The sequence below is a fragment of the Sebaldella termitidis ATCC 33386 genome (assembly GCF_000024405.1).
GTDB lineage: Bacteria > Fusobacteriota > Fusobacteriia > Fusobacteriales > Leptotrichiaceae > Sebaldella > Sebaldella termitidis.
The window spans coordinates 3,191,777-3,214,855 of sequence record NC_013517.1 but is presented as its reverse complement, the minus strand read 5'-3'; the positions used below and the strand labels follow the sequence as shown (position 1 = coordinate 3,214,855).

General features: G+C 33.3%; 21 protein-coding genes. 20 read left to right on the top strand and 1 reads right to left on the bottom strand.

Annotation, left to right across the window (positions count from 1 at the left end; translation table 11 throughout):
* The first annotated feature begins 164 nt into the window (after positions 1 to 164).
* The 6 genes from STERM_RS15115 to STERM_RS15090 all read left to right on the top strand — a co-directional run bounded on the left by STERM_RS15115 (position 165) and on the right by STERM_RS15090 (position 7,565).
* Positions 165 to 1,034, top strand: a complete 870-nt coding sequence (locus STERM_RS15115) for an isocitrate lyase/PEP mutase family protein (protein WP_012862494.1) — start codon at positions 165 to 167, stop codon at positions 1,032 to 1,034.
* Positions 1,035 to 1,219: 185 nt separating this feature from the next.
* Complete coding sequence (locus tag STERM_RS15110; RefSeq protein ID WP_012862492.1) at positions 1,220 to 1,933, top strand: ArsR/SmtB family transcription factor; 714 nt, start codon at positions 1,220 to 1,222, stop codon at positions 1,931 to 1,933.
* A 326-nt stretch (positions 1,934 to 2,259) separates the two neighbouring features.
* On the top strand, positions 2,260 to 3,855 hold the full coding sequence (locus tag STERM_RS15105) for a PTS transporter subunit EIIC (RefSeq protein WP_012862491.1): 1,596 nt from the start codon (positions 2,260 to 2,262) through the stop codon (positions 3,853 to 3,855).
* Positions 3,856 to 3,874: 19 nt separating this feature from the next.
* Positions 3,875 to 5,203, top strand: a complete 1,329-nt coding sequence (locus tag STERM_RS15100) for a 6-phospho-alpha-glucosidase (protein WP_012862490.1) — start codon at positions 3,875 to 3,877, stop codon at positions 5,201 to 5,203.
* A gap of 336 nt (positions 5,204 to 5,539) precedes the next feature.
* The gene (locus STERM_RS15095; RefSeq protein ID WP_012862489.1) at positions 5,540 to 6,613 is read left to right on the top strand and encodes a thymidine kinase; all 1,074 of its coding nucleotides are present in this window, start codon (positions 5,540 to 5,542) and stop codon (positions 6,611 to 6,613) included.
* 16 nt (positions 6,614 to 6,629) lie between these two features.
* Positions 6,630 to 7,565: a metallophosphoesterase gene (locus STERM_RS15090; RefSeq protein WP_012862488.1), complete on the top strand. Its 936-nt coding sequence runs from the start codon at positions 6,630 to 6,632 to the stop codon at positions 7,563 to 7,565.
* A gap of 105 nt (positions 7,566 to 7,670) precedes the next feature.
* On the opposite strand, the gene cysK is transcribed toward STERM_RS15090, so the two are convergent.
* Positions 7,671 to 8,585 carry a cysteine synthase A gene (gene cysK, locus STERM_RS15085; RefSeq protein ID WP_012862487.1) on the bottom strand — a complete coding sequence of 305 codons (915 nt, stop codon included), beginning with the start codon at positions 8,583 to 8,585 and terminating at the stop codon, positions 7,671 to 7,673.
* Positions 8,586 to 9,034: 449 nt separating this feature from the next.
* On the opposite strand from cysK, the gene STERM_RS15080 reads away from it, so the two are divergent.
* From STERM_RS15080 to STERM_RS15015, 14 genes are all read left to right on the top strand, one after another.
* Positions 9,035 to 11,989 (top strand): VIT domain-containing protein, encoded by a 2,955-nt coding sequence (locus STERM_RS15080; protein ID WP_012862486.1) that lies wholly within the window; start codon positions 9,035 to 9,037, stop codon positions 11,987 to 11,989.
* A 167-nt stretch (positions 11,990 to 12,156) separates the two neighbouring features.
* Positions 12,157 to 12,807, top strand: coding sequence for an HAD family hydrolase (locus STERM_RS15075; protein ID WP_012862485.1), 651 nt, complete (start codon positions 12,157 to 12,159; stop codon positions 12,805 to 12,807).
* Between the two features lie 2 nt (positions 12,808 to 12,809).
* Positions 12,810 to 13,640, top strand: coding sequence for a KH domain-containing protein (locus STERM_RS15070; RefSeq protein ID WP_012862484.1), 831 nt, complete (start codon positions 12,810 to 12,812; stop codon positions 13,638 to 13,640).
* Between the two features lie 8 nt (positions 13,641 to 13,648).
* The gene (locus STERM_RS15065) at positions 13,649 to 14,068 is read left to right on the top strand and encodes an HD domain-containing protein (protein WP_012862483.1); all 420 of its coding nucleotides are present in this window, start codon (positions 13,649 to 13,651) and stop codon (positions 14,066 to 14,068) included.
* Between the two features lie 85 nt (positions 14,069 to 14,153).
* Positions 14,154 to 15,071, top strand: coding sequence for a hypothetical protein (locus tag STERM_RS15060; RefSeq protein WP_012862482.1), 918 nt, complete (start codon positions 14,154 to 14,156; stop codon positions 15,069 to 15,071).
* A gap of 16 nt (positions 15,072 to 15,087) precedes the next feature.
* Entirely contained in the window at positions 15,088 to 15,543 is a 456-nt protein-coding gene (locus STERM_RS15055; RefSeq protein ID WP_012862481.1) for a hypothetical protein, read from the top strand.
* Positions 15,544 to 15,582: 39 nt separating this feature from the next.
* Entirely contained in the window at positions 15,583 to 16,500 is a 918-nt protein-coding gene (locus STERM_RS15050) for an RluA family pseudouridine synthase (protein WP_012862480.1), read from the top strand.
* A 23-nt stretch (positions 16,501 to 16,523) separates the two neighbouring features.
* Entirely contained in the window at positions 16,524 to 16,985 is a 462-nt protein-coding gene (locus tag STERM_RS15045; protein ID WP_012862479.1) for a methylated-DNA--[protein]-cysteine S-methyltransferase, read from the top strand.
* 15 nt (positions 16,986 to 17,000) lie between these two features.
* Positions 17,001 to 17,594: a ribonuclease HII gene (locus STERM_RS15040; RefSeq protein WP_012862478.1), complete on the top strand. Its 594-nt coding sequence runs from the start codon at positions 17,001 to 17,003 to the stop codon at positions 17,592 to 17,594.
* A gap of 1 nt (position 17,595) precedes the next feature.
* Positions 17,596 to 17,931 carry a YraN family protein gene (locus STERM_RS15035; RefSeq protein WP_012862477.1) on the top strand — a complete coding sequence of 112 codons (336 nt, stop codon included), beginning with the start codon at positions 17,596 to 17,598 and terminating at the stop codon, positions 17,929 to 17,931.
* An 11-nt stretch (positions 17,932 to 17,942) separates the two neighbouring features.
* A complete protein-coding gene (locus STERM_RS15030) occupies positions 17,943 to 18,146 on the top strand; it encodes a zinc ribbon domain-containing protein (RefSeq protein ID WP_012862476.1) in 204 nt (67 codons plus the stop codon).
* Complete coding sequence (locus STERM_RS15025) at positions 18,121 to 18,771, top strand: ComF family protein (RefSeq protein ID WP_012862475.1); 651 nt, start codon at positions 18,121 to 18,123, stop codon at positions 18,769 to 18,771. The genes STERM_RS15030 and STERM_RS15025 overlap by 26 nt, the downstream gene beginning before the upstream one ends.
* A gap of 321 nt (positions 18,772 to 19,092) precedes the next feature.
* A complete protein-coding gene (locus STERM_RS15020) occupies positions 19,093 to 21,486 on the top strand; it encodes an alpha amylase N-terminal ig-like domain-containing protein (RefSeq protein ID WP_012862474.1) in 2,394 nt (797 codons plus the stop codon).
* 419 nt (positions 21,487 to 21,905) lie between these two features.
* A complete protein-coding gene (locus STERM_RS15015) occupies positions 21,906 to 22,916 on the top strand; it encodes a LacI family DNA-binding transcriptional regulator (protein WP_012862473.1) in 1,011 nt (336 codons plus the stop codon).
* Positions 22,917 to 23,079: the final 163 nt, after the last annotated feature.

Below are 23,079 nucleotides of genomic sequence, written 5' to 3'. Positions count from 1 at the left end.
CTAAATTATGAATAAAAAATTCATATTTAAGTAAAAAAATCTATTTTGATTCGGATCTCTTTTTATATAATTTCAGATATATAAAATAAAAATATTTCATATATCGATGAACATCGATTTTTTTTCATGTTAGTATATGAATATAGAAAAACAGGAGGGATTATATGATAACAGACGAACAAAGAATTTTAGCAGATAAATTTCAGAATCTGCACAGCGGGAAAGATATGTTTTTACTTCCTAATATATGGGATGCAGGCAGTGCATATATATTTGAGAAACAGGGATTTGATGCACTTGCCACAACCAGCGCGGGAATAGCCTATTCTTTAGGTTATCCTGACGGAGAGAAAATCAGCTTTAATGACCTGCTTTTCATTGTAAAAAGTATAACACGCAGGGTTAAGATACCATTATCTGTAGATTTTGAGAGAGGCTACGGGGAAACACTAAAAGAATTTAAGGAATTCAGCCGTATTTTACTGGAAAACGGAGTTTCGGGATTGAATATCGAGGACGGGAGGTCTGACGGTACTCTGGACGGAATTGATATAATGAAAGACAAGATAGAAATATTACTAGAATTAAAAAAAGAACTGAATTTGAATTTTGTTATTAATGCAAGAACATGTACCTACTGGTTAAAAATAGGTGATAAAAATGAAAGATTACATACAGCTGTGGAAAGAGGAAGGATATTTAAAGAATCAGGAGCTGATTCTGTGTTTATTCCAGGTGTAGAGGATGAGAAAACAGCGGAACAATTGGTAAAAAGTATAGAGATACCGCTTAATTTTCTGATAAATTCCGGATTATATGATTTTGATACTTACAGAAAGCTCGGAGCAAAGCGTATAACACTTGGATCAGGAACAGTAAGATATATTATGGATAAGCTGATAAATATTGCTTTGGATATAAGAGATGGCAATGTTTCAAGGCTGATAGAAAATACATTCACATATAAAAAAGCAAATCAGTATTTTAACGGAGCCGGTGATGATCAGGAAAAAAATAAAAATTTATGTAAATAATATTGTGAATAATTTTCTGTTTATGCTGAAAGTATTTCTACTGACTGTTTTATTGCTGTTATATATATTAATTATTGGTATCTGTGCAGGAGGTATTTTTTAAAATTATTTTTAAATACTGAAGAAAGAATCGTAATTGACAGCAGACCGGGAATTTTGTATATTATTATTAACGGAGGTTGACAATGAATATTAAAATAAATGAAGTGGCCGGCATACTGGCTGATAAATCATGTTCCAGCATGCTTATGCTGCTTATGGACGGGAAATTTCATACTGTAACAGAGCTTGCAAAAACAGCAAATATAAAAAATCACACTGCTACATATCATATAAAAAAATTTATTAAATTAGAATGGCTGGAAATGTATGTTCAGGGACGCTATCATTATTACAGACTCAATAATAAATCTGTGGCGGAACTCATAGAACAGTGGATGCCGATATCACAGTTTCAGACAGTGCGTTCTTTGAATACCAATATTGAAAATAAAATTCTGTTTAACGGACGTTTCTGTTATGATCATCTTGCAGGGAAATTAGGGGTAGAGATAACAAAATGGTATGTTAAAAATGAATTTTTTAAAATTAGTGAATCAGAAATAGAGATAACAGATAAAGGGATAAATTTTTTTGAGAAATTCGGGATTGATATTAATGATTTAAGAAAATTAAAGAGAAATTTCTGTAAAGTTTGTCTGGACTGGAGTGAACGGGAATACCATATAGCAGGCAGTATAGGAAAAGCTACGGCAGAATTTCTGCTTAATAATAAATGGATAGAAAGACATGGGAAAAGCCGCGGGATAAGACTGACCGAGCTGGGGGAAAAACAAATGAGAGAGCTTTGGGACGGCGGAGAAATAATCGAAAATTATAAAAGTAAAATGATAATATAGAAAAAAATATTTTCAGAATCAAAAATATGAACAGGAAAAGATCGGATTTTAGTCTGGTCTTTTTTATTAGACAGGAATATTCAGGAATTCAGAGGTTTTATCAGGGAAAATAAGAGATGCAGCAGTAACAGCCAAAAAATAATTAAATATAAAAGTGATTTTTTTAAAAAGCTGTATATGAATATTTTAAAGGGATTAAATGATTATAGTGTGTAAATATACACGAAATGTGAAAAAATTTTAAAATGTTTAGAATTGTTGAAAAAATTGCCATTTGGATATTCTGGGATTATAATTAGAATATCAAAAGATGGAGGTGCTTTATTTTGAAAGGTTTTTTGCAAAGATTAGGAAAGTCTCTTATGATGCCTATATCTATAATAGCAGCAGCGGGAATATTTCTCGGGATAGCGGCTGCACTGCAAAATCCCAATATTGTGGGCGAAGGATTTATAAATCTTGAATTTGTCCAGAATATAATAGGGTTTATTAGAAAGCTTGCAGGAGTTTTGTTTGGTAATCTGCCTTTATTGTTTGCCATAGCACTGGCAATAGGAATGGTGGACGAGGAGAAACCAACAGCTGCATTTGCAGGGGCGATAGGATTTTTGGTGTTTCATGTGACGATTAATTATATTTTAGGTCTGGAGGGAATAACAGCAGATACCACAGCCGTAAAATATCTTGTAGAAAATAATAAAATGGATCCTATACAGGCCAGCTTTGTTAATGCACAATATGAGACAGTGCTCGGGATTTTTACATACAGGATGAATGTTTTCGGAGGTGTCGTATCAGGACTTACAGTAGCAGCTCTGCATAACAGGTTTTATAAAATAAAGCTTCCTGATGCAATTAATTTTTTCGGGGGAAGAAGATTTGTACCTATTATTACAACGGTATGTGTACCGGTAATAGGACTTGTGTTTTATTTCATATGGCCGGTGATTGGTAATGTAATATATCAGATAGGCGGACTTATAGAGAAAAGCGGAGCTTTTGGAACATTTATATTTGGTTTTATAGAGAGACTGCTCATTCCTACAGGACTTCACCATATATTGAATCAGACTGTCAGATTTACCGCAGTAGGCGGAAGTGCCGTCATAGACGGGGAACAGGTAGTGGGAGCACTGAATATTTTCAATGCCTCGCTTGCGAGTAAAACACCGGTTCCGGCAGATGTAGTAAGAATGTCAACAAGATTTCTTGCACAGGGAAAAATTCCGATAATGATGTTCGGGCTTATAGGAGCTGCGTGTGCAATGTATCAGACAGCAAATGAAAAGGAAAAAGGAAGAATAAAAGCCTTGATGATAGCGGGAGCTTCAGCATCATTTGTAACAGGAATAACTGAACCGCTGGAATTTGCCTTTATGTTTGTTTCGCCGGTATTATTTATATTTCATGCTGTAATGACAGGGTTATCATTCTTTTTAATGCAGATTTTCGGGGTAATGATAGGGAATGTTCAGGGAGGAATAATAGATCTTGCGGTATTCGGTATTCTTAAGGGTACGGAAACACACTGGTATTTTGCAGTAATAGTAGGAATAGCCTATTTCTTTATATATTATTTTTTCTTCAAATTTATAATTTTATCAAGAAATATAGAAACTCCGGGTCGTGAAAAAGAGGAAACAGAAGGAGCGGCTGTAAAATTATCTGGTGATATGGAAGAAACAGCAGAAAATATAATAACGGCAGTAGGCGGAAGCAGCAATATAAGGGTAATTGACAACTGCTTTACAAGACTGAGACTGACTCTTGAAGATACATCAATAGTAGATGATGCAGCATTAAAAGCCACAGGTGCGGCAGGTATAGTAAAACCGGACAAAAATAATATACAGATTATATACGGTCCGAAAGTAGAGCAGATAGCAAATTCAGTAAAAAGCTTAAAGAAAACAAAAAATTAATACTCAGGAGGATAATAACATGTTTAAAGAAGCATATAATATAGTAATAGTGGGCGGAGGCTCTACATGGACACCGGGAATATTAAAGGCACTTACCAAGCACAAAGAAAAGCTGCCTTTGAAAAAGGTTACATTATATGATATTGATAAAGAAAGACAGGAGACAATCGGTGAATTTGGAATAGTATTATTTAAAGAAGAGTATCCGGAAGTAGAATTTTCGTATACTACTGATAAAAAAAACGCTTATACAGATGTAGATTTCGTTTTCTGCCAGATGCGTACGGGCGGATATCCAATGCGTGAAAAAGACGAACATATTCCGCTGAGTATGGGAGTAATAGGGCAGGAAACATGCGGTCCCGGAGGTTTTGCCTATGGGATAAGATCAATAAAAGATATGGTGGAAATGGTAAAGGATGTAAGAGAGTACAGTCCGGAAGCATGGATATTGAATTATACTAATCCGGCTGCAATAGTGGCATATGCATTGAAAAAAGTATTTCCAGATGATAAAAAAATAATAAATATATGCGATCAGCCGGTAAATCTTCTCAGATCATACGGGAGACTTCTGGGAAGAAGCTATGAAAACTGGGAGCCTGTATATTTCGGACTGAATCATTTCGGCTGGTTTAAAAATATTTATGATGAAAATGGAAATGATATAGTTCCTGAAATAAAAAAGATTACAAGCGAAAAAGGATTTCTTCCAGCAGATGCAGAACAGAGAGACCAGTCATGGCTGGATACATATGCTATGGTAGAGGACATGCTTAAGGATTTTCCGGACTATCTTCCTAATACATATCTGCAGTATTATCTATATCCGGAATATAAATTAAAAAAGCTTGATCCTGATTATACAAGGGCAAATGAAGTAATGGACGGGCGTGAAAAGCGTGTCTTTGCGGAGTGCAGAAGAATAGCCGAGAACGGGACTGCAAAAGATTCAAGCGTAGTTCATAATGATGCGCATGGTGATATGATAATAGAAGTGGCAGAATCAATAGCACATAACAGACATAGATACTTTATAGTAATGGTAGAAAATAACGGATTGATAGAAAATCTTCCTGATGATGCCATGGTAGAAGTAACGGCAACGCTGGGAATAAATGGTCCGAGACCATATGGGGTAGGGAAAATAGAAACGTTTTATAAGGGATTAATAGAAAATCAGTATGCTTATGAGAGACTTACAGTAGAAGCCTGTCTGGAAGGATCATATACCAAGGCACTTCAGGCTCTCACATTAAACAGAACAGTAGTGGATGCGAAAAAAGCAAGAAAGGTACTGGATGCACTAATAGAGGCTAATAAAGGATACTGGCCGGAATTATCATAATAAAATATATATCTGTAAAAAAATACACATATTTTGAGATTTATGTGTATTTTTTCTATATAAAAGAGCTTTTGGAAAAATAACTGTTAATATGAGTAATAATATGTATTGTTAAATATTAATTGATACATCTCTTATAAATTTTTTTATAAACTATTGCTTTTATTGTATTATTACCGGATGTGAGGAAAAAACATAGAAGAGAATATATAATATATATATTTGTAAAACTTACAATTTCTGCCATGTTGAGAATTTCGAGATAAATTCAGTATTGAAAAAAAGCTGAAAATAATTTAGACTTTATAATAGAAATAAAAAAATCGGAGGGAAAACGTGAATTTATATTTGAGTAATAACAGTGGTATTTTGGAAGTAGTTACAGGCAGTATGTTTTCAGGTAAAAGTGAAGAATTAATAAGAAGACTGAGAAGGGCAAAATATGCAAAACAAAAGACAGCTGTGTTCAAGCCTGCTATAGATAAAAGGTATGAAGGCGATGATGTAAATATAGTTTCACACAGCCAGAACAAAATAGAAGCAATACTTGCAAAGGATGTAAGTGTAATGGAGGAATATCTGGAGAATAATCCTGATATTCAGGTGATAGGAATAGATGAAGCACAGTTTTTCGGAGAAGATGTGGTAGCATTTTGTGAAAAATGTGTAAAGCTCGGAAAAAGAGTTGTTGTAGCAGGTCTTGATATGAACTTCCGGGGGGAGCCTTATGAGCCTATGCCCAGACTAATGGCAACTGCCGACTATGTGGATAAATTTCATGCAATATGTACAGTATGCGGAAATCCTGCTTATGTAACACAGAGAATCATTAACGGCGAGCCGGCGTATTATGATGATCCTGTTCTTTTTGTGGGGACAACAGAAAGTTATGAAGCCAGATGCAGAAGACATCATATAGTGAAATACAGGGATAAAAAAGAAACAAAAATATATTTTGTAGTGGGAACAGACATAAATGTAGGAAAAGAGCATGCAGAAAATGAATATATCTTTGAAAATAAAAACAAACAGTCTATGAAAATATTAAAAATTAATAATGTGGAAGATGTTCTTGATCTTGCACAGCTCAGAAGAGATATAAAAGAAGCTACGCAGAATCATGATGTAATTGTAATAAGGGTGATAGGCGGGATTCTCTATCCGCTTAAAGAGGAGTATAACCTACTGAATCTTATGATTGAGTACAGAAAAGAATCAGAGGTTATAGTAGTGGCAGAAAATCGTGAAGGGATTCTTAATCATGTTTACCTGACTATAGATGTGCTCCACAGAAATAATATCAATGTAAAAGAAGTAATATATATAAATAAAAATATAGAAAATGCTGAAGAAGCGGCCAATATCTCAAGAGTGTCACAAAGGCTGAAAATACCTTTCAGATATTTATAGCAGAAAAGAGAAGAGAATGAAGAGGATAAACAGCAGAAAAAGATTGAAAATAAGGGAATTGATTTATCTGATTATAGGAGTCTGTATTTTTACAGGACTTCTTTTTATAAGTATGAAAAATGTTTTCTGGTTCGGGGCTTATACAGTGTTATGTATTTCTTTTGTTATTTATGCTGTATATGAAAACAGTACTCTTCGTATAAAGAATCTGGTAATAGAATCTGATAAAATTTCTTCGGATTTTGAAAATATGAAAATTATCTTTTTTGCAGATATTCAGATGGATTATTTTTATACTAAAAACAGAAAAAAGATAAGAAAAACAGTAAATTTTATTAATCAGGAAAAACCGGATGTGATTTTATTCGGCGGTGATTATATTAATAAAGCCAGAGGGACAGAAGCAGTATTTGAAGAGCTGAAATTGCTGAAGGCCGAAAAGGGCATTTATAGTGTCTACGGAAATCATGACTATTATGATTACAAAAAAATAACTTCCAGACTGAAAGACTTGGGAATACATATATTGAAAAATGACAGCATTAAGCTGGTAACGGAAAACGGAAGCATTGTTATTGCAGGAATAGATGATTATCTGAGGGGTGAGCCTGATGTAGAAAAGGCTTTGGGGAATTCCGGAGGAAATTTTACAGTTTTGCTATGTCATAATCCTGATTATTTTGAAATAATGCCGAAAGAGTCAAAGGAAAAAGCAGATATTATATTATCAGGGCATACTCACGGCGGACAGCTGAATTTATTCGGCTTTGCCCCTTTTGTTCCTTCAAGATACGGGAGTAAATACAGATATGGGCTGAAAGAAACGGAGAACGGCAGAATATATATAAGCTCCGGTCTTGGAGGAGTTGTTTTTCCAATGAGATTTATGGCAAAACCTGAGATAGTGAATTTGATATTAAGAAAAAAGAGAATCCCTGATAATAGGAAATAAAAAAGAATTTTTATTTCAGCAGTGTAAAAAATATAATAAAAATAAAAAAACAGCAGTGAGGTTTGAAGTAATTCTAACCTTGCTGTTTTTTATTATAATGAATTATTATTTATAAACATCTGTAGAAAGATATTTCTCTCCGCCGTCAGGAGAAACTGCGAGTACTTTTTTCCCTTTACCAAGTTTTTTAGCTGTTTCATAAGCTGCTGCAATAGCTGCTCCGGAAGAAATTCCAAGAAACAGTGCATTTTGTCTGGAAATAATACGGCAAAATTCAAAAGCCTTGTCATTTGAAATTCTGATAACTTCATCAATAACTGATAAATCTAAAATTTTTGGGATAAAGCCGGCTCCGATACCTTGAAGCTTGTGCTTTCCGGGTTTTTCTCCGGAAAGAACGGCAGAATCAGTCGGTTCTACAGCAATAATTTTTATATCAGGATTAAATTCTTTAAGTTTTTTCCCTATTCCGGTAATTGTACCGCCTGTACCTACTCCGGCTACAAAGGCATCCAGATCGGGCAGATCTTTGATAATTTCCTCACCTGTAGTTTTATAATGCATTTCGGGATTTGCAGAATTTTCAAATTGCTGCGGCATAAAATAATCAGGATTATTTTTTAGAAGCTCTTCGGCTTTTTCAATAGCACCTTTCATTCCTTTTGCGCCGTCTGTAAGAATAATTTCGGCACCATAAGCGGCAATTATACTGCGACGTTCCACACTCATAGTATCAGGCATAATAATAATAATCTTATATCCCTTTAATGAAGAAATAAGTGCCAGAGAAATACCTGTATTTCCGCTTGTAGGTTCGACAATAGTTCCGCCCGGTTTTAGTCTGCCTGATTTTTCGGCAGCTTCGATCATTCCAAGGGCAGCTCTGTCTTTTACACTGCTGCCTAAGTTAAAGCCTTCAAGTTTAACATAGATATCGGCAATATTTTCGTCATTGAAAATATTGTTTAGTTTGACGATCGGCGTATTACCAATCAGATCAAGCAAATTTTTATAAACCATAAATACCTCCTGAAAAAATTGTACTAACAAATGTGCATTGAAATAATGGAACCTTTACTTTATAAATGAAACTAAATTTATTATATAATAATTGATATTAAAAGCCAATCTTTTTTATCAGAAAAATTCAGATTAATTTCGAAGTGAGGGTAAAAAAATTTTCATAAAAGTTTTTTTATTTAACAAATGAATTATTTTATATAATTAATATTGTATAATATTATAGTGTATAGTATAATACTGTTGTTTAAATATTTTTGGCAGAAAATAAAAAAACAGCTTAAAAATAATATTAGCAAGTAAATGGATAATTATCTGAGCGTCAGATAAAATGTACATCGAAGTACTATTTTTAATGCTGAAAATATATTTATTTATCAAATGAGAAATGAGGACATAGTGTGTAGATAAATATTTAAAAATACTAAGGATTTTAGAAGGAGTAAATTATGAAGAAAATATTTTTTATGATTATTTTTATATTTGGATTAATGTCTGCAGATGAAATTTCGACAGGAGAAGGCGTACGGATGCCTGAGACAGGAACAGCAGTATTAAAGGCAAACGGAGAAAAAGAAATAATGCTGGACAGTATGAAAATAAGCGCAGAAATAAAAAGAAATATTTCTACGACAACATACGAACTTACATTTTATAACCCGAACAGCAGGATACTGGAAGGAGAGTTTGAATTTCCGCTTTTGAACGGACAGACAGTAACAGGCTATGCCCTTGATATAAACGGAAAAATGCGTGATGGGGTTGTAGTGGAAAAAGAGAAAGCAAGACAGACTTTTGAAGCAGTAGAAAGACAGAATATTGATCCGGGAATTCTGGAAAAAACAAAAGGAAATAACTATAAAACAAGAATTTATCCTATTCCGGCCAATGGATACAGAAAAATAAGGATAACATATGAAGAAATTCTTCCAAAGGAAAACGGAAGTGTAATTTATTATCTTCCATTGAATTATAAAAATCAGGTGAAAGATTTTTCACTGGAAATAAAAGTACCGGAACAGGAACTGAAACCTGAATTTATATCAAAAATTTCCAATATGGAATTTGATAATCTGAAAACAGGTTATTATGCAGAAATAAATAAAAAAGATTTTATGCCTGATCAGAGTATAAAATTTTATATAAAGTCAGATAATAAAGAAAAGGTCTATACAGAAAGAAAAGGGAATGAAGCATATTTTCTAAGTTCTTTTTCAGTAAATTCCGGTGAGAAAGAGAGAAAAAAGAGTAAAAAAATAACTCTGGTGTGGGATACCTCGAATTCAGGGAATAATAGAAATATAAGTGAAGAAATAAGGTTTCTTGATTTATATTTTAAGTATCTGGATAATGTGGATGTAACACTGATAACATTTGGTAATAAAGTGTCAGATCCTAAAGCATATAAAGTAGCTCTGGGAGAATGGAATGAATTAAAAAATACACTGGAAGGGCTTTATTATGACGGAGAAACAAGATTTCAGAACCTGGATTTCAAAAAATACAAGGGGGATGAGATAATTTTTGTAACTGACGGTCTTCTAAGCTATGGAAAAGAAAGGGAAAAGCAGGGGAAAAGACCTGTAGTAACTGTAAATTCCAGCAAAACAGCAGATGAAAATTATCTGAGGGCAGCAGCACTTCAAACAAGCGGTAAATATATTGATCTGAATACAGGAGATGCTGAAAAAGCACTTGAAAATATGAAGAGTGAAAATTACAGATTAATATCATATAATTATAATAAAAATGATATAGCAGAGGTTTATCCGCCTGTATGGGAAGGAAATTCCGATGATTTTTCTTTTGCAGGTAAAATGAAAAAAACAAAAGCAGAAATTACGGTGAATTTTGGATATGGAAATGTAATTACAGAAACAAGAAAAGTTTTTATAAACAGTATAGAGAAAAATGACGGGGTAAGCAGGCTGTGGGCTGGTAAGAAAATAGAGGGGCTGAGTAAGGACTATGAAAATAACAGGGATGAAATAGTAAAGACAGCAAAAGAATACGGAATTGTAACTGACGATACTACCCTGATAGTTTTGGACAGAATAGATGATTACGTAAAATATGAAATTGTCCCTCCGGCTGAGTTACAGGAAGAATATTTCAAATTAACTGAAAACGTAAAAAAAGAGAAAGTGAATCAGAAAAAAAAGGCTTTGGCTGAAAGTGTGCAGATACTCGGCGGGATAAAGAAGTGGTATATGAAGGATTTTTCTGTTAAAGCAGATAATGATAAAATAAAAACTAATGTTATTTCCGGTAATGTGGGTGTAGCAGGAAGTAATTTCGCAAAACAGGGAGCTATAGATTCTCAGGTTGTTCCTATAGAATCAGTAAAAATGCTGTCAATAAGAGAAGTCGGAGTATCCTCTGTGGGCAGCGTAGTTAATGATGGTACAGTATTTTCAGAAGGTGCTTCAGTCGGACTTGAGCTAATTGGCAATGGAGATAGTTTAGAATGGAGCATCGGGACTGATAAAGAAGAAAAAAGCAGAATAAAAGTAAAAGCCTGGTCACCGGACGAAGTATATCTGAAAGAGCTGGAAAAGACACCAAGGGAACAGATAATGGCGAAATATTTTGAGCTGAAAAAAGAATACTCAAATCAGCCGTCTTTTTTCATAGATACAGCAGATTTTATGCTGAAAAATGAAATGAAAGATGAGGCAGTGCAGGTATTATCAAATATTTCCGAAATGAAACTGGAAAGCCCGGAATTACTGAAAACATACGGCTATAAGCTGCTTGAGCTGAATAAAGCTGCCGAGGCAGTAGAAGTATTTAAGGAGCTTGTCAAGATAAAAGGAGAGGATCCGCAGTCATACAGAGATCTGGCTATGGCTTATGAAAAAAATAACAGCTATCAGGAGGCTCTTGATACGTATTATGTTGTCCTGAGCAGAAGCTGGGACGGGAGATTCACACAGATAAAAGATGTGGTATTAAAAGAAATGAACAGACTGATAGCCGTACATTCAAAGCTGAATATTTCAAAAATTGATAAAAAACTTATTTATCCCATGCCTTTGGATATAAGGGTAACATTGGAATGGACAGCTGATAACTCTGATATAGATCTGTATTTTACTGATCCTTTTAATGAAACTGGATATTACGGAAATAGACTCACGAAAATAGGAAGCAGACTTTCGGGAGATATAACACAAGGCTTTGGACCGGAGGAGTTTGCATTAAGGAAAGCACCGGACGGGACATATGCGGTAAAGGCGAAGTACTTCGGAGACAGCAGACAAAATCTCGTAGGACCGATAACATTAAGAGTGGTAATGTATACTAATTACGGGACAAAAAAGGAAAAGTCAGAAGAAATTATGGTAAGAGTGAAGGATAGAAAAGAAATGCTGGAAATAGGAGAACTTATATTTAAAAACTAAAAAAGGTAAAAGAGAGTGAACTGGAAAACCCGGCGTGACTCTCTTTTCTTTTATGCAACGTTTTATTTTCCGGAGTACAAAATTAAGGAATATTTTTTTAATAAAACTTTCAATATATGATATAATAAACACATGAATTAAAAAAAGTGGTTTAAGGAGAGAAAAAAATGAGTTTTAAAATGGCTATATTTGATTTGGACGGAACACTGGTAGATTCCCTTGAGGCGATATCAAAGCTTGCTAATCTGGCTTTCGAAGAAATGGGGATGGATACATACTCGCTCGAGATGAGCAGAACATTAATAGGACACGGTGTAGCAGGAATTGCCGATAAGGCCCTGCCAGAAGGAAGCAGTCCTGAATTAAAGGAAAAACTGGTAGCAGCAATCAGAAAATATTATGAAAAATACTGGGATTACAATCTTCATTTATATAGCGGAATTTCGGAATTACTTGACAGATTAACTGAAAAAGGGATACTTTTAGCTATAAATACTAATAAAGATCAGAGATTTGCAGATGAGACAGTAGAGAAAACACTGAAAAAATGGAGCTTTACCAATATAGTCGGTGCTGTGGACGGAGAGCCGAGAAAGCCGAAGCCTGACGGAATAGAGGCAATATTACGTGAACACGGAATAAAGAAAGAAGAAGCACTGTATATAGGTGATATGAGGGTAGATGTAGAGACAGCAAAAAATGCGGGAGTATTCAGTGTATTCTGCGAATGGGGATTCGGCAGCATTAAGACGCTTGATCTTACGCCGGATCTTACTGTAAAAAATCCGGAAGAAATAATGACTGTGATACAAGGATAAAAATGGAAATCAGAGATTTAGAAAAAACAGGATATTTTGGATATTTATTTTTTATCAGATATGACGGTACAAAATTTGATTCATTTGATGAAAATAAAGATAAAACAAGTGTAAAAGGTGAATTTAAGAAGCTGCTTGATGAAAATAACATTTCTTATTATAAGGGGATACAGCAGGCGGGGAGAACTGACAAAGATGTCAGTGCAGAAGAAAATATACTGTATATTAACACAAAACAGGAGTTGAAACTCGAAAATTTTAGAAACAGCTCTGTGATTCTTGAGATTTTTGATATAAAAAAAACACTTCCTTATCTGGAACTGCCGAAGCTCATAGAAAAAAGACATTATATTTACAGATATCCAAAAGACAGAATAAAAAGCAGCATTGAGGAAATAGATAAAAAATGTCGGGAGCTCAGCGGAAAACATGATGTCAGTGCTTTTACCACAAAAAAAGGCAGGGAACTAAAAGAGAAAATCAGAGAGCTTGCAGTATATTATGAAAATCAGGAGCTCCACTTTACAGGAAGTTCTTTTATGCCTCAGCAGGTGAGAATTATGAGCGGGTATATACTGACTGGAAAAAAGCAGCCGCTTGAAGGAAGATATCTGACACTGGAAAAAATAATATTTTCACAGGAACTTGAGGATATGATAATTTTTGAAGATAATGCAATATCTGAAATAAATATAGAGAAAATAGAAAGAAACAGAGAATTTTTATTTTTTTATGTAAAGAAATCCAAAAAAGGGGAAGTAATAGGAAATAAGGGGAAAAATATAAAAAAACTAAGAGGAAAATATGGTAAAATAATTATAAAAGAAATATAGGAGAAATCATGTATATCATAAGAAAAGCCGTGGAATATTTTTTTCCCGTAATACCGGAAGATTTATATTTGGAAGCAATGGAGCTTCTCAATGAAAAAGAAAAAAAGATATTTACGGAAATGGCAAAATATGACAGGAAACACTCTTTGGAGGTATATAAAAAAGTCAGGGAGAATGATATACTTAAAAATGAAATTTTATATAAAAAACTGGCACTTCTGCATGACTGCGGCAAGGGGAATACCAATGTGGCAGTCAGAGTTCTTCATAAGGTAAATATAAAAACGGGTCTTAAAGAACACCCTGACAGAGGTTTTATGAAGTTAAAAGAAACGGATGAAGAACTGGCAGTTTTAATAAAAAACCATCATGTAAAAAGTTACGGCAGATTTATGGATGAATTTCAAAGACTGGATGATTTGAGCTGAAACCTGATATGATATTTATCCTGCTTAATAAAAGCGGATAATGTATAATAATGCTGTGAATTATATGAATTTGAAAGGAAAAATAATGAAGAAATTTTTATTTTTAATGATATTTGTAATATCAGGTCTTATTTTTGCAGATACGGGAATATCTGCAAAAAAAGATACAGGAGATACAATTCTGGAGTTAATCAAAGAAGTAGAAGAGGAACCGGCTTCTGAAAAAAATCTTCCGAAATATGAAAGAATAATAAAATTTGCTGAGGAAAGTGAAGAAGTACAGATTTTTTTGATAGATGAGCTTTATAAATTTCCGGATGCAAAGGTAAGTCAGACAAACAGAAGAATTATTCAGGGAAGCTATGTATCGGGTGCATTGAAAAAACAGCTGGAAAATAAACAGAAAATAATAACAATAAGCGACGGGATAAAAAATGAGCTCAAGGTTTATAAAATATTGAGAGAAACAAAATATGTAAAAGTAGAGTATCTGGAACAGCTGCTTGATATAGAAAGACAGGGAGGAATAGGACAGCTCTATTATAATTACGACGTTATGGGAATGGAGATGTATCAGAGTGCCACAGGAATGCAGGAAGATGCGGATACTTTGATAAATGCGCTGAAATTTCCTTTTTTTCTTGAAGTTTCCGGAGAAAAAGTACTGATAACAGATATTAACTTTAATGTACTGGCTGATCTTACAACAATAATAGGATTTTATGCAGTATCCGACGATTATGATAAAAGTCAGGCAGTTTTGGATAAAAAATCAAAGGAGATAGCTGAAAAGCTTTTGAAAAATGATACACTGAAAAAAATATACGAGAAAAATAACTATTCGGGTATAATGATAGAATATACCACACCAAAAGTAAAGCAGAGCAAGAATGAAATATATAAAATAATGACAGAAAAGAATCAGTATGTAGATATGAAGGATGAGGCGAAACAGTTTCTTCTTGAAAAGGAAGCTGCAAAAGAACAGGAAAATGAAAAATAAATTATGAGGTGAAATTGTGAAGAAAATTTTATTATTTTTATTACTGTCAGTTTCTATACTTTCATTTGGCACAGAATCAAAACAGTCAATTTTGAAGCTTATAAAAGATGTGGAAAAGAATCCGGCTGCTGAAAGCAGTATTTCAAAATATGAAAAAATAATAGACTTTTCAATTGAAACAGAGGATTTTGAAATAAAGCTGTATCCTGAATTTATAAGTCTGGAAAATGACAATACAGACCAAAATACAGGGAAAATATTATTGGGAAGTTATCTAGCAGGAGTTTTGAAAAATTCTCTTGAAAAAAATACCATGCCTAAAACAAGTGATGGAATAAAACAAGAATTGAAAGTCTATAAAATATTAAAGAAAAATAGGAATATAAAGTCAGTTTTTTTTGAAGAACTGATAAATGCCGAAAAAGCAGGAACAATAAGCTCGGTGTATGAGGATTATGATAAAAATAAGTAGAAAGACAAATATAAAGAATATCAGGAGTAAATTATAAATATGGAAAAAATTATATTTGAAATATCAGAAGAGGGAAAACGGCTGGATTTATATATAGCAGAAAGAACGGAGCTCACACGTACGAGAATTCAGCAGCTGATAAAAGACGGAAATATAAATGTTAATAACAAAAAATCAAAGCCTTCATATAAAGTGGAGAAAAATGACTTTATAGAGATGATAATTCCTGATGAAAAAGAGATAGATTTAGTACCTGAAAATATAAATATAAAGATTTTATATGAAGACAGTGATATAGCGGTTATTGATAAAGAAGCGGGGATAGTGGTTCATCCTTCCCACGGGCATGAGTCGGGAACTCTTGTAAATGCTGTAATGTATCATATAAAAGATCTGTCCGGAATAAACGGTGAAATAAGACCGGGAATAGTGCACAGACTGGATAAGGATACAAGCGGTCTTTTAATTATTGCAAAAAATGATACTGCTCATCTGAGACTTTCTGAAATGTTTGGCAGCAGCGGAATAAGAAAAACGTATATTGCAATATTAAAAGGGAAAATAAATAAAGAAAGCGGAAAGCTGGAAACATTAATCGGCAGAGATCCGAAAGACAGAAAAAAAATGGCTGTGGTAAAAACAAACGGAAAAACGGCAATAACATATTTTCAGGTTTTGGATAAAAATGAAAAATTTTCATTGGTAAAGGTAAATATACAGACAGGGAGGACACATCAGATAAGGGTACATATGAAATATCTGGGATATCCTGTTCTGGGAGATAGTGTGTATGGAAGAGACAACAAAATAGCGGGAAGACAGATGCTTCATGCATATAAACTGGAATTTTTACATCCTGTAACACAAAAAGCAATGAAAATAATATCAGAACTTCCTCAGGATTTTGAAAAAGCCTTGAAAGAAACAGGCTTGGAAATGGGGAATTTTGAGGAATAATTTTATATTCACAGGAGGTATTTATGAATAAATATACAGGATATATCAAAGTTTCCGCAGGAATAATAAAAATAATCTGCAGTGAAGAATATGTACTTTCGGTGAGCTTTTCAGATATAATTAAAGAAAATGACAAAGGATCGGAAGTTCTTGATAAAGCTTTGAAGCAGATGAATGAGTATTTTTCCGGAGAAAGAAAAAAGTTTGATCTTCCGTTATATTTTGAAGGAACGGAATTTCAAAAAAGTGTGTGGAATGAACTGAGAAAAATACCATATGGAACCACTGTCTCATATAAGGATATAGCTGAAGGAATAAATAATGAGAAAGCTGTTCGTGCTGTGGGCAATGCTAACAATAAAAATAAAATAATGATAATAGTACCATGTCACCGTGTGATTGGTAAAAATGGAAAACTTGTAGGATTTGCCGGCGGACTGGATAAAAAAGAATTTTTACTGGAACATGAAAAGAAATTTATGTAAACTTAAGAGGTAAGTATGAGTGAATTAAGACTATTTGATAATGAGTATAACTGTATTATTGCAGGTGTAGACGAAGCCGGCAGAGGACCTCTTGCAGGGCCTGTGGTTGCAGCGGCAGTGATAATAGAGGATTATTTTGAGGAACTTGAAGAAATAAATGATTCCAAAAAATTAACAGAGAAAAAAAGAGAAAAACTTTATGCTGTAATAAGAGAAAAACGTAAGGTAGGAATAGGGACGGCCGATGAAAAAGAAATAGATAAAATAAATATACTTAATGCTACTTTTCTGGCAATGAGGAGAGCTTTGGAGCAGATAGATAATTATGATATAGTACTAGTAGACGGGAACCATAAAATAAGGGAGTATTCAGGGCGTCAGGAGGAAATAATCAAAGGTGACGGAAGATCACTGTCTATTGCAGCGGCATCAATAGTGGCAAAGGTATACAGAGATAACATAATGAAGGATTTCGCCCGGCAGTATCCTGATTATAGATTTGAAAAACATAAAGGATATGGGACGAAGCTTCATCGCGAACTGCTTCATGCACATGGGGCATGCAAGATACACAGAAAGACTTTTTTAAGGAAAATACTGGGGGAATAGGGTGAATAAAAGGGAAAAAGGGTTTAAATATGAGAATGCGGCAAAAGATTTTTTGATAAATAATGGTCTGGAATATGTAAGAAGCAACTATTATTCTGAATATGGCGAAATAGACCTGATTTTCAAAGACAGAGACTTTCTGATTTTCGTGGAGGTAAAATATAGGAAAAACAGTGATTACGGCTTTGCAGAAGAAAGTGTAACACAGGCGAAATTAAAAAAAATAATAAATGCCTCATTGAATTACATATCGGAAGTTAACTGGAATGAAGGCTGCAGATATGATCTGGTGGCTATAAACGGGGAAGAGATTATTTGGGTGAAAAATCTTGTTTGAGGGAGAAAAAAATGATACATGTATTTAATAAATGTTTGAAATGTAATTCTGAAAAGTATGAGTTGAAAACCATTGCTTTTCCGACCAAGGCTACCGGAGAAGTAAAGTTTTCGATGGATATCTATTATTTAAAAATCTGTTCTGACTGCGGCTTTACAGAAATGTATTCAGCAAAGGTGTTTGAAAAAAATGAAAAACCTGCTGTGGAATTTTAAAAAAGTATTTTTTAAGGATACTGATCTTTTAACTGCGGAAAAATTGAATAATACTAATATTTCGGATAAAACACTGGAAATATTCAGACTGAGAGGAAGCCTGAAACAAATAAACAATATTTATTATTTTTGGAATTATGACAGGGATTTTAAGCTGCTTATTTCCAAGCTGAAATTCAGGGGTCAGAAAAATATTGCCAAAGATATAGCCTGTTTGATAGAAAATGGGGTAGGATTTGTTCTGGAAAAAGAAGATATAGATTACATAATTCCTGTGCCGATAAGTACACAAAGAGAATCGGAAAGAGGCTTTAACCAGACGGAGGTACTGCTGGACGCCCTGAAAATACATTATTTAAAGATAAAAAGAATAAAGAATACAAAAAAGATGTTTAAGATTCTTGAGGAAAATAAAAGGAATCAAAATATCAAAAACAGCTTTTTTATTAATAATGATACTAACTTAAGCAATAAAAATATATTGCTTTTTGATGATATAGTTACCACTGGGGCAACGCTCAGAGAAATAAAAAGTGAAATATTAAAAAAATATAAGGTAAATAAAATAGTAGTACTGGCATTAGCGGCAGCAAGAGAAATAAAGCTTAATAAAGGAAGTGTTTAGAGCGGGTAAACCATAGCTATATGATGATTTTTCCGCATAATACATTAAAAGAAAACTTTCGGTTTATGCATTTTTTATCATGAATTTTCAGGGTGTTTACGACATAAATAATTATTTGCAAAAATAAAAATAAATGATAGAATATAACGATGAAAAATATTAAATATTTTGGTTGTTTTTTAATATATTGCAGGCGGATTATTACACCGGATCAGGTTTATTATTGAAGAAAGAACAAAATAATTAATTAACAAAAAGCATGAATAAGATCAGAATATCGGATTTTATTATAAAGCAAGAGTTAATAAGGGAGAAATATATATGAAAAAATGGTTATTGCTGGCGGCTGTGTTTTTTGCATTTTCTGTATCTTACGGGGAGACTCCGGCTGAGGAGGTAATCCCGAAGATCAGTCAAAGAAGGGATAATTACATAGACAAGGCCTCTGTCTTTCATGAAGAAAATGTAAATTACAGAGTAGATAATAATGAAACAGTGAGAATACTGCTGGATGTAAAAAATAATGATATAGAAAAGGTAGAACTCATTTATGGCAATGATAAAGCTGAGATGAGCAGTTTTGGAAATTATAAGGGAAAAGAAATATTTTCTGTAGAGGTACCAAATGAAAACTTTTCATATTATTTTGCTTTGACAGACGGCAATGCAAAATATTTTTACGGGAAAACACAGAGTGAAAATAATTCTGATATTATTCCATTTGAATATGAAAAAACTCATGATTTCACAAATATGCCTGAATGGGCAAAATCAGGGACAGGCTATATGATATATATAGACACTTTCAGAAACGGGAATTATGATAATGATGCTATTTTTAATGAATTTGGAACTAATAACTTCAGTGCTCCCACAGGAACAATAAGATCGGGAACTCCGCGCAGAAGCCTTGCTACTGCGAACTGGAATCCGAATCCTTTATATAAAGCATTCACGGTACACCCATGGACAGGGAATTACGAAGAGCTGGATCCGTGGGAAGAAAATGCAGGAAACCAGATAAAGAAATATACAAGAGTATACGGCGGAGACCTTGCAGGAATAATAGACAAGCTTGATTATTTGAAAGAACTGGGGATTGACTATCTGATAATTTCTCCCCCTGTGTATTCATTTTCAAATCATAAATATGACCCTATATATATGAATCATGTGGATCCTACATTTGGTTATCTGGAACAGACCGGAACCAATGAAGGGATGGATGTAAAAGGACAGGCAAGTAATACTAACGGAGCAAGAGAGCTGGATTTGCTGGTATACAATGCACAGCAGGACAAAAATCTCTTGGATGAGACAACTGACCCGCAGACATGGAAATGGACGAATTCCGATCTGCTCTTGGCAAAGCTGGCAAGAGAAGTACATAAAAGAGATATGAGAATAATAATGGAAATATCTCCTGATGTTACATCAAACAAGTTTTTTGCAAATCTGAACCCGAAGTATAACAAATGGTACAGAAGCAGGTCTGATTTACGGCTGGATCTTAATAACCGTGAAGCAAGAGAATATGTATTTAATTCCTTGAAAAAATGGATTCTGGGGCCTGATGAGACTTTCAAAACTTATGAAGATGATGACGGAATTGACGGAGTAAGGTATGTTTTTTATAAAAATGAGAATAAAAAAGGACTTGCTGAAATAACAAGAGAGCTAAAAAAGTTCAAACCGGAAATTTTGGTTCTGGGAGATCAGAGCAGAAATTTCGGTAATGATATAGAAATGGGTCTTTATGATACAGGTGTAGACTATAACTATGTTAATGAAATGATAAAGTATATTGTTAATACTAATTCAAATTATAAAATAGATAATATAGAATTCGCATCAAAAATGGCTGAAGTATATAATCAGTATTCAAGACAGAAATTTTATGGTACGGAAATTTATCTTGATTCACTTGATACAGACAGAATTTATTCGGGAATTATTAATCCGAACAGAGTATTTGACAGAAATAACGGTTCAAGCGAGTATAAAGAAATAAGACCGGATTTATATGATGGTGAAGCAGTAAGAAAGCTTAAGATGCTGGTAAGCATACAAATGATGCTTCCTGCCAGCCCTGTGGTTTATTATGGTGATGAAAAAGGTATGTGGGGATCTGATTATCCGCGTAACAGAAAACCAATGCTTTGGGAAGATCTTGCACCATATGACAATGAAAGCGATGATATTTCTAAATATATGGACAGACTGAGAAATATGCCGGAACAGGTTATTATAAACGAAGTAGAAAAGAAAATATTCTATCCTGTAGTTATTAATCAGGACATAGAAAATTTTTACCGCAAAATACTCGGAATAAGACAGCAATACAGCGACCTTATAAGAAATTCCGAATTCAAAATACTGGAAGTTTCTAATGATCCTAAGACACAGGCCCGTGTAAACGAGTTTATTGCATATTATATGGCAGAAGAAAAAAGAAAAGCACAGATTTATCAAAATAAAATCATAGAAGTAAAGAGACCTGCTGTGGATTACATCAGCTATGAGCTTACGAACGGAAAAGAATCACTTGTTATAATAATAAATAACAGTAGTGACAAATACACAATAAAAGCTCTTGTACCAAAGCTTTTCGGGGAGTATAAAGATCTGATGTATAATAAAAAATATTATGTTTCTGACAGGACAATAGAACTTACATTAAAACCTAAAGAAGTAACAATATTATATTCTAAATGATTTTATATGTAATTTTTATACAGAAAATAGAAGAAATACAATATAAAATGATATGATTTGATATTTAAGATTTGAACTGAAAAACAGAATATGATAAAAAGCATAAATTAAATAATGCAGATAAAATTATAGAAGATGAGCCTTTAGGCTCATTTTTCATTTAGAGTAAAAAAATTGATATTTAAGAATATAATAAAAATAATATGGAAAATATAATAGATTTGAAAAATATAAAAAAATAAAGATAAATTTTCTGATTATAAAATAAAAAAGGATACAGGAGAAATGAGGATAAGAAAAGGATAATATAAATAAAACAGCTAAAAAAAATTTAAATGTGCTATTGACAAAAATAAAAAACAAGGTATACTATCATTGTATTATGGTAAACGTTTACTCAGAAAGTGAAGGGAAGTTTTATGAGTGTAAAAGGAAAACTCTCTATTAAAGATATTGCCAAAAGAGCAGGTGTTTCTATTGCTACTGTATCGCGTGTCCTGAATAAAAACGGAAGATATTCCAGAGAAACTGAGGAAAAAATTCTGAAAATTATAGAGGAGAGCGGCTACAGAAGGAATGTAAATGCAAAAAGTCTGAGAACTAAAAAAACTCAGACAATAGGGGTAATAGTTCCGGATATTACTAATGAATTTTTTGCAAAAATAATACAATCTGTAGAAAGAAATGCTATGAAATATGACTACTCAGTGTTCGTGTGCAATACAGACGAGGATGAAGCAAGAGAACAGATGCAGGTGAAAAATCTGCTGGAAAAATTTGTGGATGGAATCATTTATATTTCAGGTAAAACAAAATCAGGGGAAGAGGTAGAGGAAAATATAGGAATCCCTGTGGTGTACATAGATCGTTATATTTCAGCATCGAAGATGTATGTTCAGTCGGATAATAAAGAAGGAGGATATCTGGCAACAAAAGAACTGCTCAGCGCAGGCTGTGAAAATATAATGATAATAAAGGATTTCAGACAGATATCGTCTATTATAAGCCGTTATGAAGGGTATAAAATGGCTCTTAAAGAAGCAGGGAAATCTGTTGACGAGAATTTAATCCATAATGTAGATCATGTTAATTATGAAGAAGCTAAAAAAGGAGTTTTAGAAAAAATAAACAACGGGATAAAATTTGACGGTATTTTTGCTACAAATGACTGGATGGCCATAGGAGCAATAAGTGCACTGAGAGAAAGAGAAATTAAAATTCCTGAAGAAGTAAAAATAGTTGGTTTTGACAATATGTCAATAAGTGAAATCACATCACCTTCTATTACTACTATACATCAGGATTCGGAAAAATTAGGCGAGTATGCTACAGAAATACTAATGGGAATAATTTTAAAAGATGAAACAGATGTAAAGAATATCAGTGTTCCCGTAAAATTGGTGAAACGTAATAGTACTAAAAATAAATAAAAAAATTTTATTTATTTAAAAATATGAGTAAACGTTATCTCGGTATAACATTAGTTCAGTATTTCAAAGAATAAATGGAGATTTTTTGAAAGATTGAATAATATAAAGATAAGGCTTCTTGTTTTATATCTGGACGGCAGTACAAAGCAGATGACAGGAGACA